Here is a 16,581-nt window from a genome sequence, read left to right as displayed (position 1 = left end):
AGTGCATAGCGAGGGCTGGGCCTGATGTCCACGTTCAAATCCCTGCACATCCTGAACTACCGGATCTGGTTCGTCGGCGCCCTCATCTCCAACATCGGTACCTGGATGCAGCGCACCGCCCAGGACTGGCTGGTGTTCGCGCACCTGACGGCGCACGACGCCGGCGCGGTGGGCATTACGATGGCCCTGCAACTGGGCCCGCAGCTTTTCCTGGCCCCTGTGGCCGGACTGGTCGCGGACCGCTTCAACCGTAAACGGCTCCTGGTCCTGACCCAGTCCGCGATGGCGCTGCTGAGCGCCGGGCTGGGCATCCTCGTGATAACGGGCGCGGCGCAGCTCTGGCAGGTCTACGCCTTCGCCCTGCTGCTCGGCGTGGTCTCCGCGCTGGATGCCCCCGTCCGCCAGACCTTCGTCTCGGAACTGGTCCAGGACGACTACCTTCCCAACGCCGTGGCCCTCAACAGCGCCTCCTTCAACGTGGCCCGGATGATCGGCCCCGCCGTGGCCGGCGTGCTCACGGCCGTCGTCGGGCCGGGCTGGGTCTTCCTCATCAACACCCTCACGTTCGCCGCCCTGCTGCTGAGCCTGGCGAAAATCCCGGCGGCGTCGCTGCGCCGGCTGCCGCGGGCAGCGGCCGGCAAGGGCAGGATCCGCGAGGGGCTGCACTATGTGAGATACCGTCCGGACCTCGTCGTGGTGCTCGTGGCCATCTTCATCGTGGGAACCCTGGGGCTGAATTTCGCCCTGTTCATCGCGGCCATGGTGGGCACCGAATTCGGCCTCGACGCGGGGGCCTTCGGCCTCATGAATTCGATCATGGCGATCGGCTCCGTCGCCGGGGCCCTTTTATCCGCCGGCCGGGGCACACCGCGCCTGCGGGTGATCTTCGCGGCGGCCGGGGCGTTTGGAGTGACCTCCGGCATCGCAGCCCTGGCTCCCAACTACTTCTGGTACGGCGTCGCGCTGGTGCCGGTGGGGCTGTTCGCGATCACCATGATGACAAGCGCCAACGGGTACGTCCAGACCACCACGGACCCTGTGATGCGAGGCCGGGTGATGGCCCTGTACATGGCGATCTTCATGGGCGGAACGCCCATCGGGGCGCCGTTCGTCGGCTGGGTGGCAAACATCGCTGGCCCCCGCTGGTCCATGGGTGTCGCGGCCGTTGCCGGCCTGCTCGCGGCCCTGATCGGGCTGCTGTGGATCATCCGGGCGAAGCAGCTGCGGCTCCACTTCAACCGCCGGGCCCGCGGGCTGCGGTACTTCCGCGTGGCAAGCCGCGCCGGCGCAATTGGAGCCGGCGGATCCGGGGCCGGTGCAGCCGGCGCGGGCCCGGCCGCCCAGCCGGAGAGCATGCCGGGATACGACGACGGCGCCGCACCGGCACGTGGCCGGGACGACGCCGTCGGACGCTGAGGCTACTTCTTGAGTTCTGCCACGACGAAGTCGATGCACTCAAGCAGCGCCGAGACGTCGTCCGGTTCGATCGCCACGAACGTGGCGATGCGCAGCTGGTTGCGGCCCAGCTTGCGGTACGGCTCGGTGTCGACGACGCCGTTGGCGCGGAGCACCTTGGCGATGGCCGCGGCGTCGATCGACTCGTCGAAGTCGATCGTGGCGATCACGTTGGAGCGGTCCTCGGCCTTGGCCACGAACGGCGTGGCGTAGCCGGACGCCTCGGCCCAGCGGTAGATCCGGCCGGCGGAATCCGCGGTCCGGGCGGAGGCGAAGTCCAGGCCACCGTTGGCGTTGAGCCACTGCACCTGCGCATCCAAGGTCACCAGGGTGGCCAGCGCGGGGGTGTTGTAGGTCTGGTTCAGCCGGGAGTTGTCGATTGCGGTCTGGAGGTCCAGGAAGTCGGGGATCCAGCGGTTGCTGGCCTTGATCCGGGCCGCCCGCTCCAGCGCCGCCGGGGAGAACAGGCCAAGCCAAAGACCGCCGTCGGACGCGAAGTTCTTCTGCGGCGCAAAGTAGTAGACGTCGGACTCCGCCACGTCCACATCCAGTCCGCCTGCGGCCGACGTCGCGTCCACCAGCACCAGCGACCCTTCGTCGGCGCCGGCCACGCGCCGGACGGGGGCGGCCACGCCGGTGGACGTCTCGTTCTGCGGCCACGCGTATACGTCCACGCCGGCCTCTGCCTGGGCGGTGGGGCGGGTGCCGGGCTCGGCCTTGATGATGGAGGATTCGGCGAGGAACGGCGCCTTGTTGGTAGCCGAAGCAAACTTCGAGCCGAATTCACCGAAGGACAGGTGCTGCGCCTTGGTCTCGACGAGTCCGAAGCTGGCAATGTCCCAGAATGCGGTGGAGCCGCCGACGCCGAGAATCACTTCGTAGCCCTCGGGGGCGCGGAAGAACTCGCTGAGGCCATTGCGGACCGAACCGACGAGGTTCTTCACGGGTGCCTGGCGGTGTGAGGTCCCCAGCAGCTTTGTCGACGCCGCGGCGAGGGCCTCCATCTGTTCCGGTCGGACCTTGGACGGGCCGGCGCCGAACCGTCCGTCCTTGGGCAGGAGGTTGGCGGGGATCGTGATGCTGGTGTCGCTCACAGTGGCTCCAATTTTCGGCTGGTTCGTAGCGTGGCTGGGAGGTGGCCTGGCCGGATGGCTACAACGGACACCCCTTGTCATTCTGCCTGTTTTATTCTGCCTGACAGCCCCCGGCGATACGGAAAAGCCTCTGTCATAGTCCGGTCATTGAGACGGCCCCGAGGGGCCGTCCGGCGGGCGCCGGGGGAGCATCCGCAGTCCGGATCAAGAATTATCCGGAGTAATTCAAAATAGGCTAGGCTGTTCTGCGAACGTACGGCGGATCTCGCCAGGGCGCATCCTTACACGCAGCCCGCACGCGGTACGGTGGGAATGACGCAAGGACTGCGCTCGAGGAGCTGAGCTGAATGACGGATCTGATCGATACCACGGAGATGTATCTCCGGACCATTCTGGAACTTGAAGAAGAAAACATCGTCGCCCTCCGCGCCCGCATCGCCGAACGACTCCGCCACTCCGGCCCCACTGTTTCCCAGACCATCGGCCGCATGGAGCGTGACGGCCTGGTGATTGTTTCCGGCGACCGGCACCTTGAACTGACCGAAACTGGACGGAAACGCGCCGTCGGCGTCATGCGCAAGCACCGCCTCGCGGAACGCCTGCTCGCCGACGTGATCGGGCTCGACTGGGCCTACGTCCACGAGGAAGCGTGCCGCTGGGAGCACGTCATGAGTGAGCGCGTCGAGCGCAGGATCTTCGAGATGCTCGACCACCCGACCGTTTCGCCCTACGGGAACCCGATTCCGGGGCTCGCGGAACTTGGCGGCGCACCCTCGGGGGCCCACGCGGACGGGGTCGTGAACCTGCTGGAGGCCATGGCCGGCTACGGTGCGGATTCGCGGATCACGGTCAACCGGCTCGCGGAGCCCATCCAGGTGGAACCGGAGCTTCTGGCCCAGCTCGATGAGGGCGGAATCCGCCCCGGTGCGCTCGTCTCGCTGGAGCGGGTGGGGGAGTACATCTCGGTCCGGGTCCCGGATATCGAGGGCGCCTTGGAGCTGCCGCCAGAGGTTGCCGCGCATGTCTTTGTAACAGTCGCCTGACCAGCCAAAACGTCACCGTCATGGGACGACCCATGAGTTCTGCACAAACGCGATCACGGATTTATCACCGAGCGGCTTAATCACCTATAGTTAGTGCCCTGTACCGATACCAAAGCGTTACCTGATCCGAAGCCGAGCCCTGCCAGCGGATCAGTCGCAGAACCACCTCCTGGCAGGGGCGGGGGAACCACTATCGGCTGCTTCTTCGGCAGCCTTGGGGTGAAGTCCGTCAGCGGCAAGCAGCTTCCATCGAACGATCCCCTAAGGACGCCTCGGTGACCGGGTGCTTGCAACGGCGGACCGGGTCTTTGATCTCTCTGACCCGAATCCGACAGCTAACTTCGCAGGCTCTCAGAGAGGAACCGTTCTTGACCACCCAGACCGCCAGGGGCCGTCGCCGCGCGACCGGTCCCGCTCCGGAGCCGCGCCCGGTCGTCGCGCATACGGCCGAACGCCCGCGTGACGCACACCGCGACGAGCGCCGCAGCCGCCGCAGCCCGTTCCGTCAGGTAACGGACTTTGCCGCCGCCAGCGGCGTGGGGCAGAAGGCCGGAATCGCGCTGGCCGCCACCGGTCTGGTCCTCACGGTGACGGTCCCCGTCACGAGTCCCGTCATGGCCTCGAACACCGACGGATCCGCAGTCTCGGCCGCAGTACAGCCGGACGTCACGGCTGCCGCCGCCGCAAAGCTTGATTTCAGCCGGACGGCCATCGCCACCAAAGGCGACCCGGACGGGAAGCTCAAGCAACTGCTGAGCGCCCAGTCCGTCGGCAGCATTACCCGCGCGGCTTCAGCCGGCACGCTGGGTCCGCCGCTGGACCAGCTGATCACGGCATCGCCCTTCGGCTACCGTGTCAGCCCCATCACGGGCGGCCCGGGGGAGTTTCACCGCGGCCAGGATTTCGCCGCCCAGTGCGGCACGCCGGTCCACGCCGCCGCCAGCGGCACCGTGACCTTCAACGGATGGCACCCCTACGGCGGCGGCAACCGTGTGGTCATTGACCACGGCAACGGTCTGGAGACCACGTACAACCACCTGTCCTCGTCCTCGGTGAAGGTCGGCCAGAAGGTCTCCCGCGGCGATATCGTCGCGCTGAGCGGGACCACCGGCGCCTCCACGGGCTGCCACCTCCACTTTGAAGTGATGGTCAACGGCGACGTTGTTGACCCCCTCGGCTGGCTCTAATAAAGACGATGGAGAGCTCTCAAATTCCCGTGACACGCCGTGATCTGAATGTGACATTGAGTCCGGAGTCCTGTAGGGTTTGAAGCACGCCAACTTTTCCGAAGTTGGCGCTCTTGAGTGGATTGCCTAGCTCTGCCACCGCTCAAGGTCCGTTCGCATTACATCGTCTGGCAGGGGCGGGGGAACCAATTTTGGCCTTCGAAAGAAGGCCTAGGGGTTAAGTCGCAACGCTTCCCAGGAAGCAGCGCGGCCGGGTGACTCCCATCCGAATCCGACAGCTCACCTCGTAGGCATTGGGAGAGGCTACTTTCGTGTCTTCACGCCACAATGCTGCGCGTATGCGCACTGGCGCGGCTCTTTTGAGCCCGCTGACTTCCACATCACGTGCCGCCCTTGCCGGCGCCCGGATGGGATCACGTTCCGCTGGCTCATTCTCTACCGAGTCCGGACAGCATGCAGTTTCCGCTTTTGGCGCGTCTTCGCAGTACACCCTTCGCTAAGTAACCCATTTCGGGGCGATCCGGCGTACCCCCAAGATGCCGGAGCGTCCTCAGTCCGCGCCCAAAAACGCGCGGTCCAAGGATCACGAAAGAGAGAACTTAATGACTACTCGTGCAACCGTTGCACGGCACCGCGCCGAGGTCACCAAGACCAACTCGCTGGCTGTTATTGCCAAGGCAGTCGGCGACAACGCCGGCGGCATGGGCCGTCAGGCCGCGGTCATCGCCGCAGCTTCCGGTCTGGTTCTGACCAGCGGAATCGCAGCCAACGCTGCTGAGACCAATGTTCAGCGCGAATCCACCTCCGCTTCCGCATTGGAAGTCCAGTCGTCGGCTCCGGCCACGATTTCGGCTGCTTCCACCATCGCGATCTCCTACGAGAAGCCCGCCGTGACCACGTCGCCGGCTCCCGTCGTCGAGGCTCCCAAGCCCGTCGTGCAGGTCCAGACCGCCGCAGCTACCCAGGCCGGCGGCGCCCAGGCCGGCGTCAACGGCGGCGCAGCTGCCCTGGCCCCCGCCGGAATCGGAAGCGGCGCCGGTGCAACCATCGCTGCCGCTGCCTACGCACAGCTCGGCGTGGCGCAGGACTGCACCGCCCTTGCCACCAACGCCCTGGCCGCGGCCGGTATCCACTACCACGGCTGGCCGGCAGGTTACCTGTCCCTCGGCCGCACCGTGAGCGCCGCCGAAGCTCGTCCGGGCGACCTCGCCTACTACCAGAACGGTGGCGTGGGCATGGCCCACATCGCTGTCTACGTCGGCAACGGCATGGCAGTCCACGGCGGCTGGAACGGCGGCACCACCGCTCTCTACAGCGTGAACGTCGGTTCCGGCCCGGTCTTCATCCGCGTCGGCGGCTAGGCACAAGCCCCCGCACTTTCAAAGACCCCCGCCTCTTGAGGCGGGGGTCTTTCGTGTTACCGGGATATGAATTTTCCGCGCAGGAGGCCGCGCCGCCGAAAAAACATTCGGTGATCTGGCAGTTGAGTGTTTACTCTTGTCTTGTCGATCCATAGCCCGACCATGCACAGGGCAGCCGGCCCTCGTGCCCCTGGCGGGTGCGGCCGTGAAGAGGTATGCGGATGCGCACTCTCGTTCTGAATGCTGGATATGAACCGCTGGCGGTCATCACCTTCCGCCGGGCGCTCGTCCTTGTCCTGACCGGAAAGGCCAGCGTGGTGGCTGAAGGGGACGACCCCGTTGTCGGCCCGCAGGACATTCTCGGCCGCCCGTCCGTGATCCTCCTGAACCGCTACATCCGGCCGCGGTACAACACGATGACGGCGGTCAGCCGCCGCGGCGTGCTCCGCCGCGATGCCCACCACTGCGCGTACTGCGGCAAGGCAGCCCACACGATCGATCACGTCCAGCCCAAGTCCCGGGGCGGTGCTGATTCTTGGGAGAACCTCGTGGCCGCCTGCCTGCGCTGCAACAATGCCAAGGGCGACCACACGCCGGCAGAGATGGGCTGGAAGCTCGGATTTGTCCCGGGTCCCCCGAAGGGCACCATCTGGCAGATCAAGGAACTCGAGAAGCCGACCCCCGCGTGGGATCCGTTCCTGCTACCGGAATCGGCCGCCTGACCCATCGCTTGAACCGCTGCCCCGGCTGCTGCATTACGGCGGCCCCGGCCAGGACCCGGCCGTGGCGCCTGAGCCTCCGGGCAGCCCGCGCCGCGCTAGGCTGATCCGGTGGAGTTCGATGCCATCATTCTCGCCGGCGGAAGGTCGGCCCGCCTGGGCGGTGTGCCCAAGTCGCGGCTGACTTACGACGGCGCCACCCTGCTTGAGCGGTCGCTGCGCGCCGCGGGCGGGGCCCGCCGCGTCGTCGTCGTCGGTCCTGACCCCGGGGACCTGCCCGCCGGGACCCTGAACTGCCGGGAAGACCCGCCGTTCGCGGGCCCGGCCGCCGCGATCGCCGCGGGACTGAACGCGCTGGCCGCCGGGCACGCCGGCCGTTCCGACGCCGGCGCTCCCGCGCCGTTCACCCTTGTCCTGGCCTGTGACATGCCGCGCTCTGCCGTGGCGGTCCGTGCCCTGGCCGGGACGCTGGCGGAGATGCTGGCGGAGGCAGTGATTGAAACGGTGACCGAGAACCTGGCAGAGGCCGGGGACGCGGCGCCAGCCGCTGACCAGCCGGGGGAGACGGGCGACGGCGTCATGGCCGTGTCGGCCGACGGCCGGAAGCAGCCGCTCGTTGGGTTTTATGGCACAGCTGCGCTACAACGAAGTGCCGCGGACGCCGCGCGTGCGGGCAGCCTGGAAAACGCGTCCGTCTTCGCCCTTCTTGCTAGGCTGGACGTGCGGGAAGTTCGCGTTCCCCCCGGTTCCACGGATGACGTTGACACCTGGGATGACGCTTCCGCACTAGGGGTATCCGGCAGGACTTCAGACCCCGGTCCGGGTTCCGGGCCGGAACTCCGCAGCTGAACTCGACCATGGAGGCAAACGGTGAAAAGCCAGGATGAAACGCTTGAAGACTGGTGCCGTGCCCTGCTCCAGGCCCTGGAGTTGGAAGGCGTTGAGATTGACGTGAACGAGGTCCTTGCCCTGGCAGGCGTAGCCGCCCACTCGGTGGTGCGACCGGCGGCGCCGCTGACCACGTTCATCGCAGGCTTTGCAGCAGGCCTGGCCTCCGGCTCCGGGAAGGCCTCGGACGCCTCATCCATGCAGGCCGCCATGGCCGTAGCCCGCCGGCTCGCCACAGACTATGCAGCCGCCGAAGCTTCCGGGGCATGACGCCTGCGGCTCCAGACGGCAGCGGACCCACCAGCGTCCCCCGCGGGAATAACGTCGACGGCGGCGCCGGGGACAGCGGCGCCGGGGACAGCTTTGAGGACGGACTGGAGGCCGTCCCCGGCGACCCCCAAGCCGGCGCCCTGGACGCTCACACACCAGACTCTGCCGGGCCGGGCATTGCCGGTCACGATGCCGCCGACCAGGACGCCGCCGGCCAGGACAGTGCCGACAAGGACGCCGCCGACCAGGACGCCGCCGGCCAGGACAGTGCCGACAAGGACGCCGCCGACCAGGACAGTGCCGACGTCCAGCACCGGCATCTAGCCCACACGTGGCAGGAGGCCCGGCAGCTCGCCTTCGACTGTGCCACTCCCATCCCCGCAGCCCCCGTCCCGCTCCGCCAGGCACTGGGCCGGACCCTGGCAGCGGACGTGGTTGCCCTGCAGGACATGCCGCACTACGCCTCCTCCGCCATGGACGGCTGGGCCGTCAACGGCAGCGGTCCGTGGATTCTGGCCGAGCCCAACCAGCGGCTGGCGCCGCACCAAGCCAGCCGGATTGCCACCGGCGGCCTCATCCCCGCCGGGGCCAAGGCCGTGCTGCGCAGTGAAAGCGGCGTCATCGGCACCGACGAGGACGGACTGCCCGTCCTGAAGCTCGGCGGCAGCGCGAAGCCGGGGGATCCGCGCAACGGTGACCACATCAGGAAAGCCGGCGAAGAGGCGGCCGCCGGAGATGTTCTGATCAAACGCGGCGCCGTCCTGAACCCGGCTCACCTGGCCCTCGCCGCGCTGGCCGGTAACGACACCCTGCCCGTGCTCGGCAAGGCCCTCGTCCGCCTCGTCCTCACCGGCTCCGAGGTGGTGACGTCCGGATTACCGGCGCCCGGGCAAGTTCGGGATACGTTCGGTCCTCAACTGGCGGCAGTAGTGGGGATGCTCGGCGGCATCTGTACCGAAGAGGTGAAAATCGGCGATACCTACGCCGAATGGCTCGCCGCGCTTGAGGACGGGGAGCCCGTCCCCGCGGGCGGCGGCCAGCCAAGCGGCCAGTCGAGCGGCCAGCCAAGCAGCCAGTCAAGCAGCGCGTCAGACATCCCGTTCCGCGACGCGTCCGGCGGCAGGTCCGCTGCTCCGGCTGCCGATCCTGCCGCCGAAAGCCTGCCCGCCGACGTCGTCATCACCACCGGCGGCACCGGCCGTTCCGCAACGGACCATCTCCGGCGCTCGGTGGACGAGCTCGGCGGCCGCCTGCTGATCGACGGGATCGCCATGCGGCCCGGCCACCCTGCCGTGCTCGCCGAGCTGCCCGACGGCAGGTACATCCTCGGCCTGCCGGGGAACCCGCTCGCGGCCATGATGGCTCTGTCCACCATCGGAGCCCCGCTCCTCGCGGCCCTGGGCCACTGCTCCATTCCGCCGCTCAGCGAGGTCCCCTGCGGTTCGACGATTGACGCCGATCCCGGCCGGACTCGGCTCATGCCCTTTCGGCTGTTGTACGGCATGGCGTCCCCGGCGCGGCACACGGGCCCGGGCATGATGCGGGGCCTCGCCGCGGCCGACGGCGTACTGGTGGTCCCGCCCCACGGCGTCCAGTTGGGGGAACTGGTGCCCGCGTTCGCGCTTCCATGGGGCACACCGCTCCCGGACGCCGCGGCGGCCTCCGGGACACCCAAGCCGGCGGTGAAGCGGACGGCCAGGAAAACCTCGGCCAGCGACGGGCCGGTGGACTGGAGCGCCCTTCTGGGCTGAATATCGACGGCCCGGCACCCTGCTCCCGCCCCCGGCCTCTGCCGCGCTGGCTTCAGGGTCGGGCGCTTGCAATGATGGAAACAACGTAACGTCCAAAAAATCACACACCATGTTGCTTAGGAGTATCGGATGGGCCGCGTGACACAGCGCCGCAAGGTGCACAAGATTGTCCTCGACGGTTCCCCGCAGGCCCTCGAATTCCCCGTCCGCCACCGGGAAGACGTCCTCGCCGTCGAGGAACCGCTGGAGATCCGGATCGGAAGCATGTCCTTCTCCGTCACCATGCGGACGCCGGGCAACGATTTCGACCTCGTCGCAGGGTTCCTGGTCTCGGAGGGGGTCATCTGGACCCCCGAGCAGCTGGTCTCGCTCAGGTTCTGCGCGGGCGAAAACGCCGACGGTGTCCAGACCTTCAACGTTGTGGAGGCCCAGCTCCGGCCCGACGTCGTCCGGCCCGAGACGGGGCGCAATGTCTTCACGTCCAGTTCCTGCGGCATCTGCGGGACCGACTCGATCGACGCCGTGCGCAAGTCCTCCCACTACAGCCCGGCCGAGGACCCGCTGACCATTCCCGTGGAGACGCTGGCGGCCCTCCCGCAGGCCCTACGGTCCGCCCAGGACGTCTTTGACGTGACCGGCGGGGTGCATGCCGCCGGACTCTTCAGGATTTCCGACGACGGCTCGGCGGACCTGCTGTGCCTCCGGGAAGATGTCGGACGGCACAACGCGGTGGACAAGGTGGTCGGCTGGGCGCTCCGAGAGGGCCTGCTGCCGCTCCGGGGGACCGTGCTGCAGGTCTCCGGCAGGGCCTCATTCGAGCTCGTCCAGAAGGCATCCCTCGCCGGAATCCCGGTCCTCGCAGCCGTCAGCGCACCCTCCAGCCTGGCCGTCGAGCTGGCCGAGGCCAGCGGGATGACGCTGGCCGGGTTTAGCCGCCAGACCAGCCTGAACATCTACGCCGGCCAGCACAGGGTGGCGGTGCCGGCACCCGCAGCCGGCTAGCGTGACCGGCTGACGGCGGCACTTGGCCAAAAGGTTCCCCGCGACGTAAGTTTTATCCATTGACTGGAGTCAAACGGGCCCGCCAGCGCTGACCCGCCCGCGCTGAAGAGGATCACATTGCACGACGACCGCCGTCTTACGGAAGTCCGGCTGGACCGCTTTCTGCGTGACCGCATCGCTCCCGCGGTCTACCCCCGCACCCTGCCCCTGAGGCTGAGCAGCTGGGACGCACCGGACGAGCCCGTGCCGGCGCTGGAGGCCCTGCGGCACGAGTTCACGCCGCAGGAACACGGCGCGGCCTGGGGCCGGCCGTGGAGCACCAAGTGGCTCCGGCTGCAGGGCGAGGTGCCGGAATCCTGGGGAACGGCGGACGGCACGTCGGTGGAAATCCTCGTGGACCTGGGGTTCGGCGGCGACCTCCCGGGCTTCCAGTGCGAAGGCATCGCCTGGCGGTCCGACGGGACCATCATCAAGGCGATTTCCCCGCGCAACCAGTACATCCCGCTCAAGCTCCTGGGCGGCGGCATGGCCGTTGACTTCTACGTCGAAGCCGCGGCCAACCCGGACCTGTCCCAGAACTGGACCTTCGCCGCCACGCCCTACGGCGACAAGGCGACGTCCGGCAGCGAGCCGAAATACCGACTCGGCAGGATCGCCATCGCCGAGCTCAACCGGACGGTCTGGGAGCTGCAACAGGACATCCTCACGCTGAGCGGACTCATGCACGAGCTCCCGACCGAGCTGCCCCGCCGCCACGAGATCCTGCGGGCACTCGAACGCATGCTGGACATCATGGACCCTGAGGACGTGGCCGGTACCGCGGAGGCCGGCCGGGCCGCGCTCGCCGGCGTCCTGTCCCGGCCGGCCTACGCCTCCGCGCACCAGCTCGTGGCCACGGGGCACGCCCATATCGACTCGGCCTGGCTGTGGCCCGTGCGGGAGACCATCCGCAAGTGCGCCCGGACGTTTTCCAACGTCGTCGCGCTGATGGACGAGGACCCAGGTTTCATCTTCTCCTGCTCCTCAGCCCAGCAGCTTGCATGGATGAAGGAGTACTATCCGGAGCTTTTCGGCCGCATCGTGGACAAAGTCCGGGCCGGCCAGTTCGTTCCCGTCGGCGGGATGTGGGTCGAGTCTGACTCCAATATGCCCGGCGGGGAGGCCATGGCACGGCAGTTCCTCGAGGGCAAGAACTTCTTCCTGGCCGAGTTCGGCGTGGACTGCCAGGAAGCGTGGCTCCCGGACACGTTCGGGTACTCCGCGGCGCTGCCGCAGATCATCAAGGCCGCAGGCAGCCGCTGGTTCCTGACCCAGAAGATCTCGTGGAACCAGGTCAACAGGATGCCGCATCACACGTTCAACTGGGAGGGCATCGACGGCACCCGGGTGTTTACGCATTTCCCGCCGGTGGACAGCTACAACTCCGATCTCAGCGCCAGGGACCTGGCACACGCGGAGCGCAACTACCGGGACCACGGACGCGGAACCACCTCACTGGTTCCGTTCGGCTACGGCGACGGCGGCGGGGGACCCACGCGCGAAATGCTGGCCGCGGCGCAGCGCACGGCGGACCTGGAAGGATCCCCCAAGGTGCGGATCGGCTCGGCAGCCAGCTTCTTCACGCATGCCCAGGCCGAGTATGAGCCCCTGCCGGTCTGGGTGGGCGAGATGTACCTGGAACTCCACCGCGGCACCTACACCAGCCAGGCCAAGACGAAACGGGGGAACAGGCGCAGCGAGCACCTGCTCCGGGAGGCCGAACTCTGGAGTGCCACCGCGGCAGTGCGTGCGGGGCACAGCTACCCGGCCGCGGAGCTCAAGCGGCTGTGGCGGCTGGTCCTGCTGCAGCAGTTTCACGACATCCTGCCCGGCAGTTCCATCGCGTGGGTCCACCAGGACGCCGAACGCAACTACGCCGCCGTCGAACGCGGTCTTGAAGCCATCATCACCGAGGCCGCGGGTGCGGCGCTTGGCACCGGCAACCGGGAATTCCTCCTCAATGCCGCCCCGCACGAGCGCCAGGGAGTGCCGGCCCTGGCCGCTGCCGAGCCGGTTCCGTCCGGGCAACCGGTGGCCGTCACGGAAACGAACGGCGGCTACATCCTGGACAACGGCCTCATCCGGGCCGTGGTGGACGCCAACGGACTGCTCGCCTCGCTGATGGACTATGCCACCGGGCGGGAGGCGATTGCTCCCGGGGAGTCCGGCAACCTCCTGGAGCTGCACCGGGATACACCGAATGAATGGGACGCGTGGGACATCGACGCCTTCTACCGCAGGAACGTCGTCCGGCTGGTGGAGGCGCGATCGGTCACGCTGGAGCGCGGCCCCGGCCCGGAAGGCCTGAACGCCGTCGTCGTGGTGGAACGGATGGCCGGCTCCTCGGCTGTGACCCAGCGGATTGCGCTCGCGGCCGGTGCCGACTCCCTCGCGATCTCCACCGTCGTGGACTGGCAGGAAAGCGAAAAGCTGCTCAAGCTCGGCTTTGCCTTGGACGTCCGGGCGGACCGCTCTGCGGCGGAGACGCAGTTCGGGCACGTGTTCCGGCCCACGCACCTCAACACGTCCTGGGAGGCGGCGAAGTTCGAGATCTGCGCCCACCGCTGGATCCACGTTGCGGAGCCCGGCTACGGGGTGGCCATTTCCAACGCGTCCAGCTACGGCCACGACGTCACCCGCAACATCCGGGAGGACGACGGCGGGACCACCACCACAGTGCGGGTCTCGCTCCTGCGGGCACCGAAGTTTCCGGATCCCGGCGCGGACCAGGGCAGGCACGAGCTCCAGGTCACGATCCGGCCGGGTGCCAGCATCGCCGACGCCGTCGAAGAGGGCTACCGCACCAACCTGGCACCGCGGCTTGCCAGGGGAGCCCACGGGGTTCAACCGCTCTTCACCGTGTCCAACGAAGCGCTCGTCATCGAGGCCGTCAAGCTCGCCGAGGACGGCTCCGGCGACGTGATCGTTCGGCTGTACGAATCGCTGGGGGAGCGGTCCACGGGCCTTTTGACGGCGAACTTCCCGGTGACAGGAGCGCGCGCCGTGGACCTGCTGGAGCGGCCCGTCGATGCGCCCGGCGTGACGGCTGCCCTTGATTCGGCCGAGCTCACGCTGCGCCCGTTCCAGCTGGTCACGCTGAGGTTTGTGCGCTGAGGTTTGTGCGCCGAAGGCGGGGCAAAGAGACGCTTTGGTGCTGCCTGCCGGGTAACGGAAACCACCGGGGTTCCGGCTAAAGCACCGTTAAACAGGCTGAGTGGGAGCGGTCCATTTGGACCGCTACCACTCATCCCCCCAATGGCGCTTGGACGACTGCCTCTGCTTCGCACGGCTAAGTTCCGTACACAAAGCGAATGTCGCTTTCACACATTCATGATTCTTTCACGGTCTAATGATTTTGTGAATGCCCTACCCTTTGTTCTTGCGGAATGTTGCACGAGCGTTACCAGGCCCCTGTGCAGCGACCCCGGAGAACCAGAACAGGCCCAGCCCCAGGACATAGCCCACAACGGCCAAATAGTTGACCGTTTGCTGCGCGAGGGTCCAGGTTTCCGGGGCGAACGAGGCAGGGACGCTGACGGCGGTGGCAAGGGCCCCGACGCAGGTCAGGAAAGCCGCGGCACGCACCAGCCGCGGCAGTTGGCTGCGGGTGGCGGCCAGCAGCGCCGGCAGGAGGGCGAGGGAGACAAAGCCCGGATAGGTGCGCCCGGCCGCGGCGTAGAACGGGGCCAGGACGGCGTTACGTCCACCGTGGTCCGTTATGTCCAGCAGGCCGGCCGAGGACCCGCGGGTATCCATGAGGAAGAAGGTAGCCGCCACGGCGACGGCGCTCGCAGCCAGTGCCCAGCGTCCGGCCGGACCGGCAATGAGGCGGTAGCCCCGTGCGTCCGCGAGCCCCCTGGCCATCCGCAAGCCCACCAGCAGCACTGCCGCGAACACGAGGAAACGCAGGATGAGGTGGGTGAGGTTCCAGCCGCCCAGAACCCCGTCGATCGCCTCGTAGGGCCCGGCAACTGAGAGCAGGCTGCAAAGCGTCGCAATCAGCAAGATTCCGAACACTGTCCTGTTCCGGCCCTGGATCGCATCCGGCACGCGGAGGAGGAGCACCACGGTGCATATGACCAGGGTGCCCCACTGGAGGGTCGCCATCATCCCGGGTTCGTCCACATCGTTCGCCTGTTCAGCCCCTGGACATTCAGGTGAAGTTAGCTTGCTTCTTCGGCGCCCGCACCGCAAGAGTCTTCGCAATCCAGACCAGGCACAGCCCCAGGACCAGGCACAGGATGGCGGTGTAGTTGAAGACAAACCGCAAGAATCCGAGGGACGGCGGAATAACCGGGGACAGCAGGCTCAGGGAAATCGCCACGGTACCGAGCGCCAGCAACGCCGCGCTGGACCGCACCAGGACGGGGAGCCTGCTGCGGAAGGTCCGCACCATGGCGGGGAACAGGGCTGCGGTGATGAACGCCGGATAGAGACGTCCGGCGGCTCCGTAGTACTCCACCAAGGCGGCGTTGCGGTGGTCCTTGGCAGCCACCCCGACCAGCCCGGCTGAGGATCCCGCTGTATCCATCATGAGGAAGACCGCAATGACGACGAGCGATGCCGCGGCGGCCACGGAGATTCCGACCGGGCCCGTGATGAGCCGCAAGGCGTCGTTGGCGCTGAACCCCCGCGCCACCCGGAGTCCAAGGAAGAAGATGGCGGCGAAGATGACAAAGCGGAGCACCAGGTTGGCGATGTTCATGCCGCCCAGGGCCCGGTCCACCGCCAGATACGGGGCATCGATGCTGAGCAGGATCGCCAGGGTCATGAGGGCAAAAATGGAGAACAGGGACCGGTTCTGGCCCCGGAGGGCGCTTGGAATGCGGGCGAGCGTGACGACGCCGCACACCGCGAGCGTGGTCCACTGCAGGATCCCGATCATCCGAGGTTCTCCCAAATCTTCTCTGTTTGTGCTTGTTCCTGTTCCTGGCGTCGCAGCGATTTTCCGAGCGCTTGAAGCCGCTCGCCGGCCAATGACGCAAGTTCTCCGTCGGAGAGGGCATCCAACGCCGACTGCTTCGCCCCGGGCGGCCAGCCGGCTTCCTCCTCGGTGATCAAGCCGGTGGCGACAAGGCCGCCTGTGAAGCCTACGCCCGCCGCGCGGGATGTCGCGACCGCCAGTTCGGGAGACAGTCTGTTGGCGGTGAGCTGGGCCGAATAGTTTTGCGGGGCGACTCCCGTGGCGGCCGAAACACGGTGACGCAACTCGCCGTCGTCGATCGCGTCCACCCAATTTCGGACGGAGGTGGCGTGCGGGGCCGGCCCCAGCCCGGGCGTCAGTGAACTGCCGCTGTCGCCGTAGCCGCCGTACGCCGGGGACGACCGGGAAATGACGGCGCGCAACAGGTCCATTGTCGCCACCTGGCTGACGAGCTCGGCGGGGGTCGGCGGTTGCGGCGAGGTGGCCAGCTCCGCATAGTGCTCAAAGGTGGCCAGCGCCGCCAGCGGGTTCAGATTCAGGGCCCGGCTGATGCTGACCAGCGTGGTTTCGGCAACTTTCCCGCGCACCAGTTGCTGGGCAAGCGTGGTGCGCTTGATCCCGGAGATCCTGCAGATATCGGCAGTGCTCGCTGACGGGGCAACCTGATGAAGCCAGAGTTGGAACGCCTTTGCGGGTAGGGGCATCTAGGGTTTCCTGCAGGGTCGGTTGTCAGTGCAGTTGGCAGTATTGCTTTCGGTCTGCGGTGGAGCTGCGGTGCCGGAGGACCGCGTAGTGGCTTCGGGGTCTGGGATTTTGAGTAAGGTCGTGATTCAACTATGCTAAATGGT

14 protein-coding genes and 2 riboswitches are annotated in these 16,581 nt (G+C 67.5%); of the genes, 10 read left to right on the top strand and 4 right to left on the bottom strand.

Annotated elements, in window-relative coordinates:
- Nucleotides 1-24: 24 nt before the first annotated feature.
- Nucleotides 25-1,416, top strand: coding sequence for an MFS transporter (locus ACVWZ7_RS07145; protein WP_456507422.1), 1,392 nt, complete (start codon nucleotides 25-27; stop codon nucleotides 1,414-1,416).
- Between the two features lie 2 nt (nucleotides 1,417-1,418).
- Here the strand turns inward: ACVWZ7_RS07145 and serC are convergent, their stop codons facing one another.
- Nucleotides 1,419-2,549 carry a phosphoserine transaminase gene (gene serC, locus ACVWZ7_RS07140; RefSeq protein ID WP_344363554.1) on the bottom strand — a complete coding sequence of 377 codons (1,131 nt, stop codon included), beginning with the start codon at nucleotides 2,547-2,549 and terminating at the stop codon, nucleotides 1,419-1,421.
- Nucleotides 2,550-2,896: 347 nt separating this feature from the next.
- On the opposite strand from serC, the gene ACVWZ7_RS07135 reads away from it, so the two are divergent.
- From ACVWZ7_RS07135 to ACVWZ7_RS07095, 9 genes are all read left to right on the top strand, one after another.
- Nucleotides 2,897-3,592: a metal-dependent transcriptional regulator gene (locus ACVWZ7_RS07135; RefSeq protein ID WP_116766963.1), complete on the top strand. Its 696-nt coding sequence runs from the start codon at nucleotides 2,897-2,899 to the stop codon at nucleotides 3,590-3,592.
- Between the two features lie 150 nt (nucleotides 3,593-3,742).
- Nucleotides 3,743-3,956, top strand: a riboswitch (cyclic di-AMP (ydaO/yuaA leader).
- Nucleotides 3,957-3,960: 4 nt separating this feature from the next.
- Nucleotides 3,961-4,779, top strand: coding sequence for a M23 family metallopeptidase (locus ACVWZ7_RS07130; protein WP_456507421.1), 819 nt, complete (start codon nucleotides 3,961-3,963; stop codon nucleotides 4,777-4,779).
- A 137-nt stretch (nucleotides 4,780-4,916) separates the two neighbouring features.
- A riboswitch (cyclic di-AMP (ydaO/yuaA leader) is annotated at nucleotides 4,917-5,086 on the top strand.
- Between the two features lie 295 nt (nucleotides 5,087-5,381).
- Nucleotides 5,382-6,140, top strand: a complete 759-nt coding sequence (locus ACVWZ7_RS07125; protein WP_116766961.1) for an NlpC/P60 family protein — start codon at nucleotides 5,382-5,384, stop codon at nucleotides 6,138-6,140.
- A 221-nt stretch (nucleotides 6,141-6,361) separates the two neighbouring features.
- Entirely contained in the window at nucleotides 6,362-6,862 is a 501-nt protein-coding gene (locus tag ACVWZ7_RS07120) for an HNH endonuclease (protein ID WP_091251585.1), read from the top strand.
- A gap of 108 nt (nucleotides 6,863-6,970) precedes the next feature.
- Complete coding sequence (mobA, locus tag ACVWZ7_RS07115) at nucleotides 6,971-7,708, top strand: molybdenum cofactor guanylyltransferase (RefSeq protein WP_456507420.1); 738 nt, start codon at nucleotides 6,971-6,973, stop codon at nucleotides 7,706-7,708.
- Nucleotides 7,709-7,729: 21 nt separating this feature from the next.
- Nucleotides 7,730-8,017, top strand: a complete 288-nt coding sequence (locus ACVWZ7_RS07110) for a DUF6457 domain-containing protein (protein ID WP_175460449.1) — start codon at nucleotides 7,730-7,732, stop codon at nucleotides 8,015-8,017.
- A complete protein-coding gene (locus ACVWZ7_RS07105) occupies nucleotides 8,014-9,768 on the top strand; it encodes a molybdopterin molybdotransferase MoeA (protein WP_456507419.1) in 1,755 nt (584 codons plus the stop codon). The genes ACVWZ7_RS07110 and ACVWZ7_RS07105 overlap by 4 nt, the downstream gene beginning before the upstream one ends.
- Before the next feature lie 129 nt (nucleotides 9,769-9,897).
- Nucleotides 9,898-10,770 carry a formate dehydrogenase accessory sulfurtransferase FdhD gene (fdhD, locus tag ACVWZ7_RS07100; RefSeq protein WP_091251418.1) on the top strand — a complete coding sequence of 291 codons (873 nt, stop codon included), beginning with the start codon at nucleotides 9,898-9,900 and terminating at the stop codon, nucleotides 10,768-10,770.
- Between the two features lie 117 nt (nucleotides 10,771-10,887).
- Complete coding sequence (locus ACVWZ7_RS07095; protein ID WP_456507418.1) at nucleotides 10,888-13,923, top strand: alpha-mannosidase; 3,036 nt, start codon at nucleotides 10,888-10,890, stop codon at nucleotides 13,921-13,923.
- Between the two features lie 252 nt (nucleotides 13,924-14,175).
- Here ACVWZ7_RS07095 and ACVWZ7_RS07090 read toward each other — a convergent pair whose 3' ends face one another.
- The 3 genes from ACVWZ7_RS07090 to ACVWZ7_RS07080 are packed head-to-tail and all read right to left on the bottom strand — an operon-like array spanning nucleotide 14,176 to nucleotide 16,437.
- Nucleotides 14,176-14,934, bottom strand: coding sequence for a hypothetical protein (locus ACVWZ7_RS07090; protein WP_456507417.1), 759 nt, complete (start codon nucleotides 14,932-14,934; stop codon nucleotides 14,176-14,178).
- A gap of 28 nt (nucleotides 14,935-14,962) precedes the next feature.
- On the bottom strand, nucleotides 14,963-15,694 hold the full coding sequence (locus ACVWZ7_RS07085) for a hypothetical protein (RefSeq protein WP_344363574.1): 732 nt from the start codon (nucleotides 15,692-15,694) through the stop codon (nucleotides 14,963-14,965).
- Nucleotides 15,691-16,437, bottom strand: a complete 747-nt coding sequence (locus ACVWZ7_RS07080) for a hypothetical protein (protein ID WP_116766957.1) — start codon at nucleotides 16,435-16,437, stop codon at nucleotides 15,691-15,693. The genes ACVWZ7_RS07085 and ACVWZ7_RS07080 overlap by 4 nt, the downstream gene beginning before the upstream one ends.
- Between the last annotated feature and the right edge of the window lie 144 nt (nucleotides 16,438-16,581).

The sequence above is a fragment of the Arthrobacter sp. TE12232 genome, from assembly GCF_054062615.1.
The sequence above is the reverse complement of the archived record's forward strand: the minus strand, read 5'-3'. Positions and strand labels throughout refer to the sequence as shown.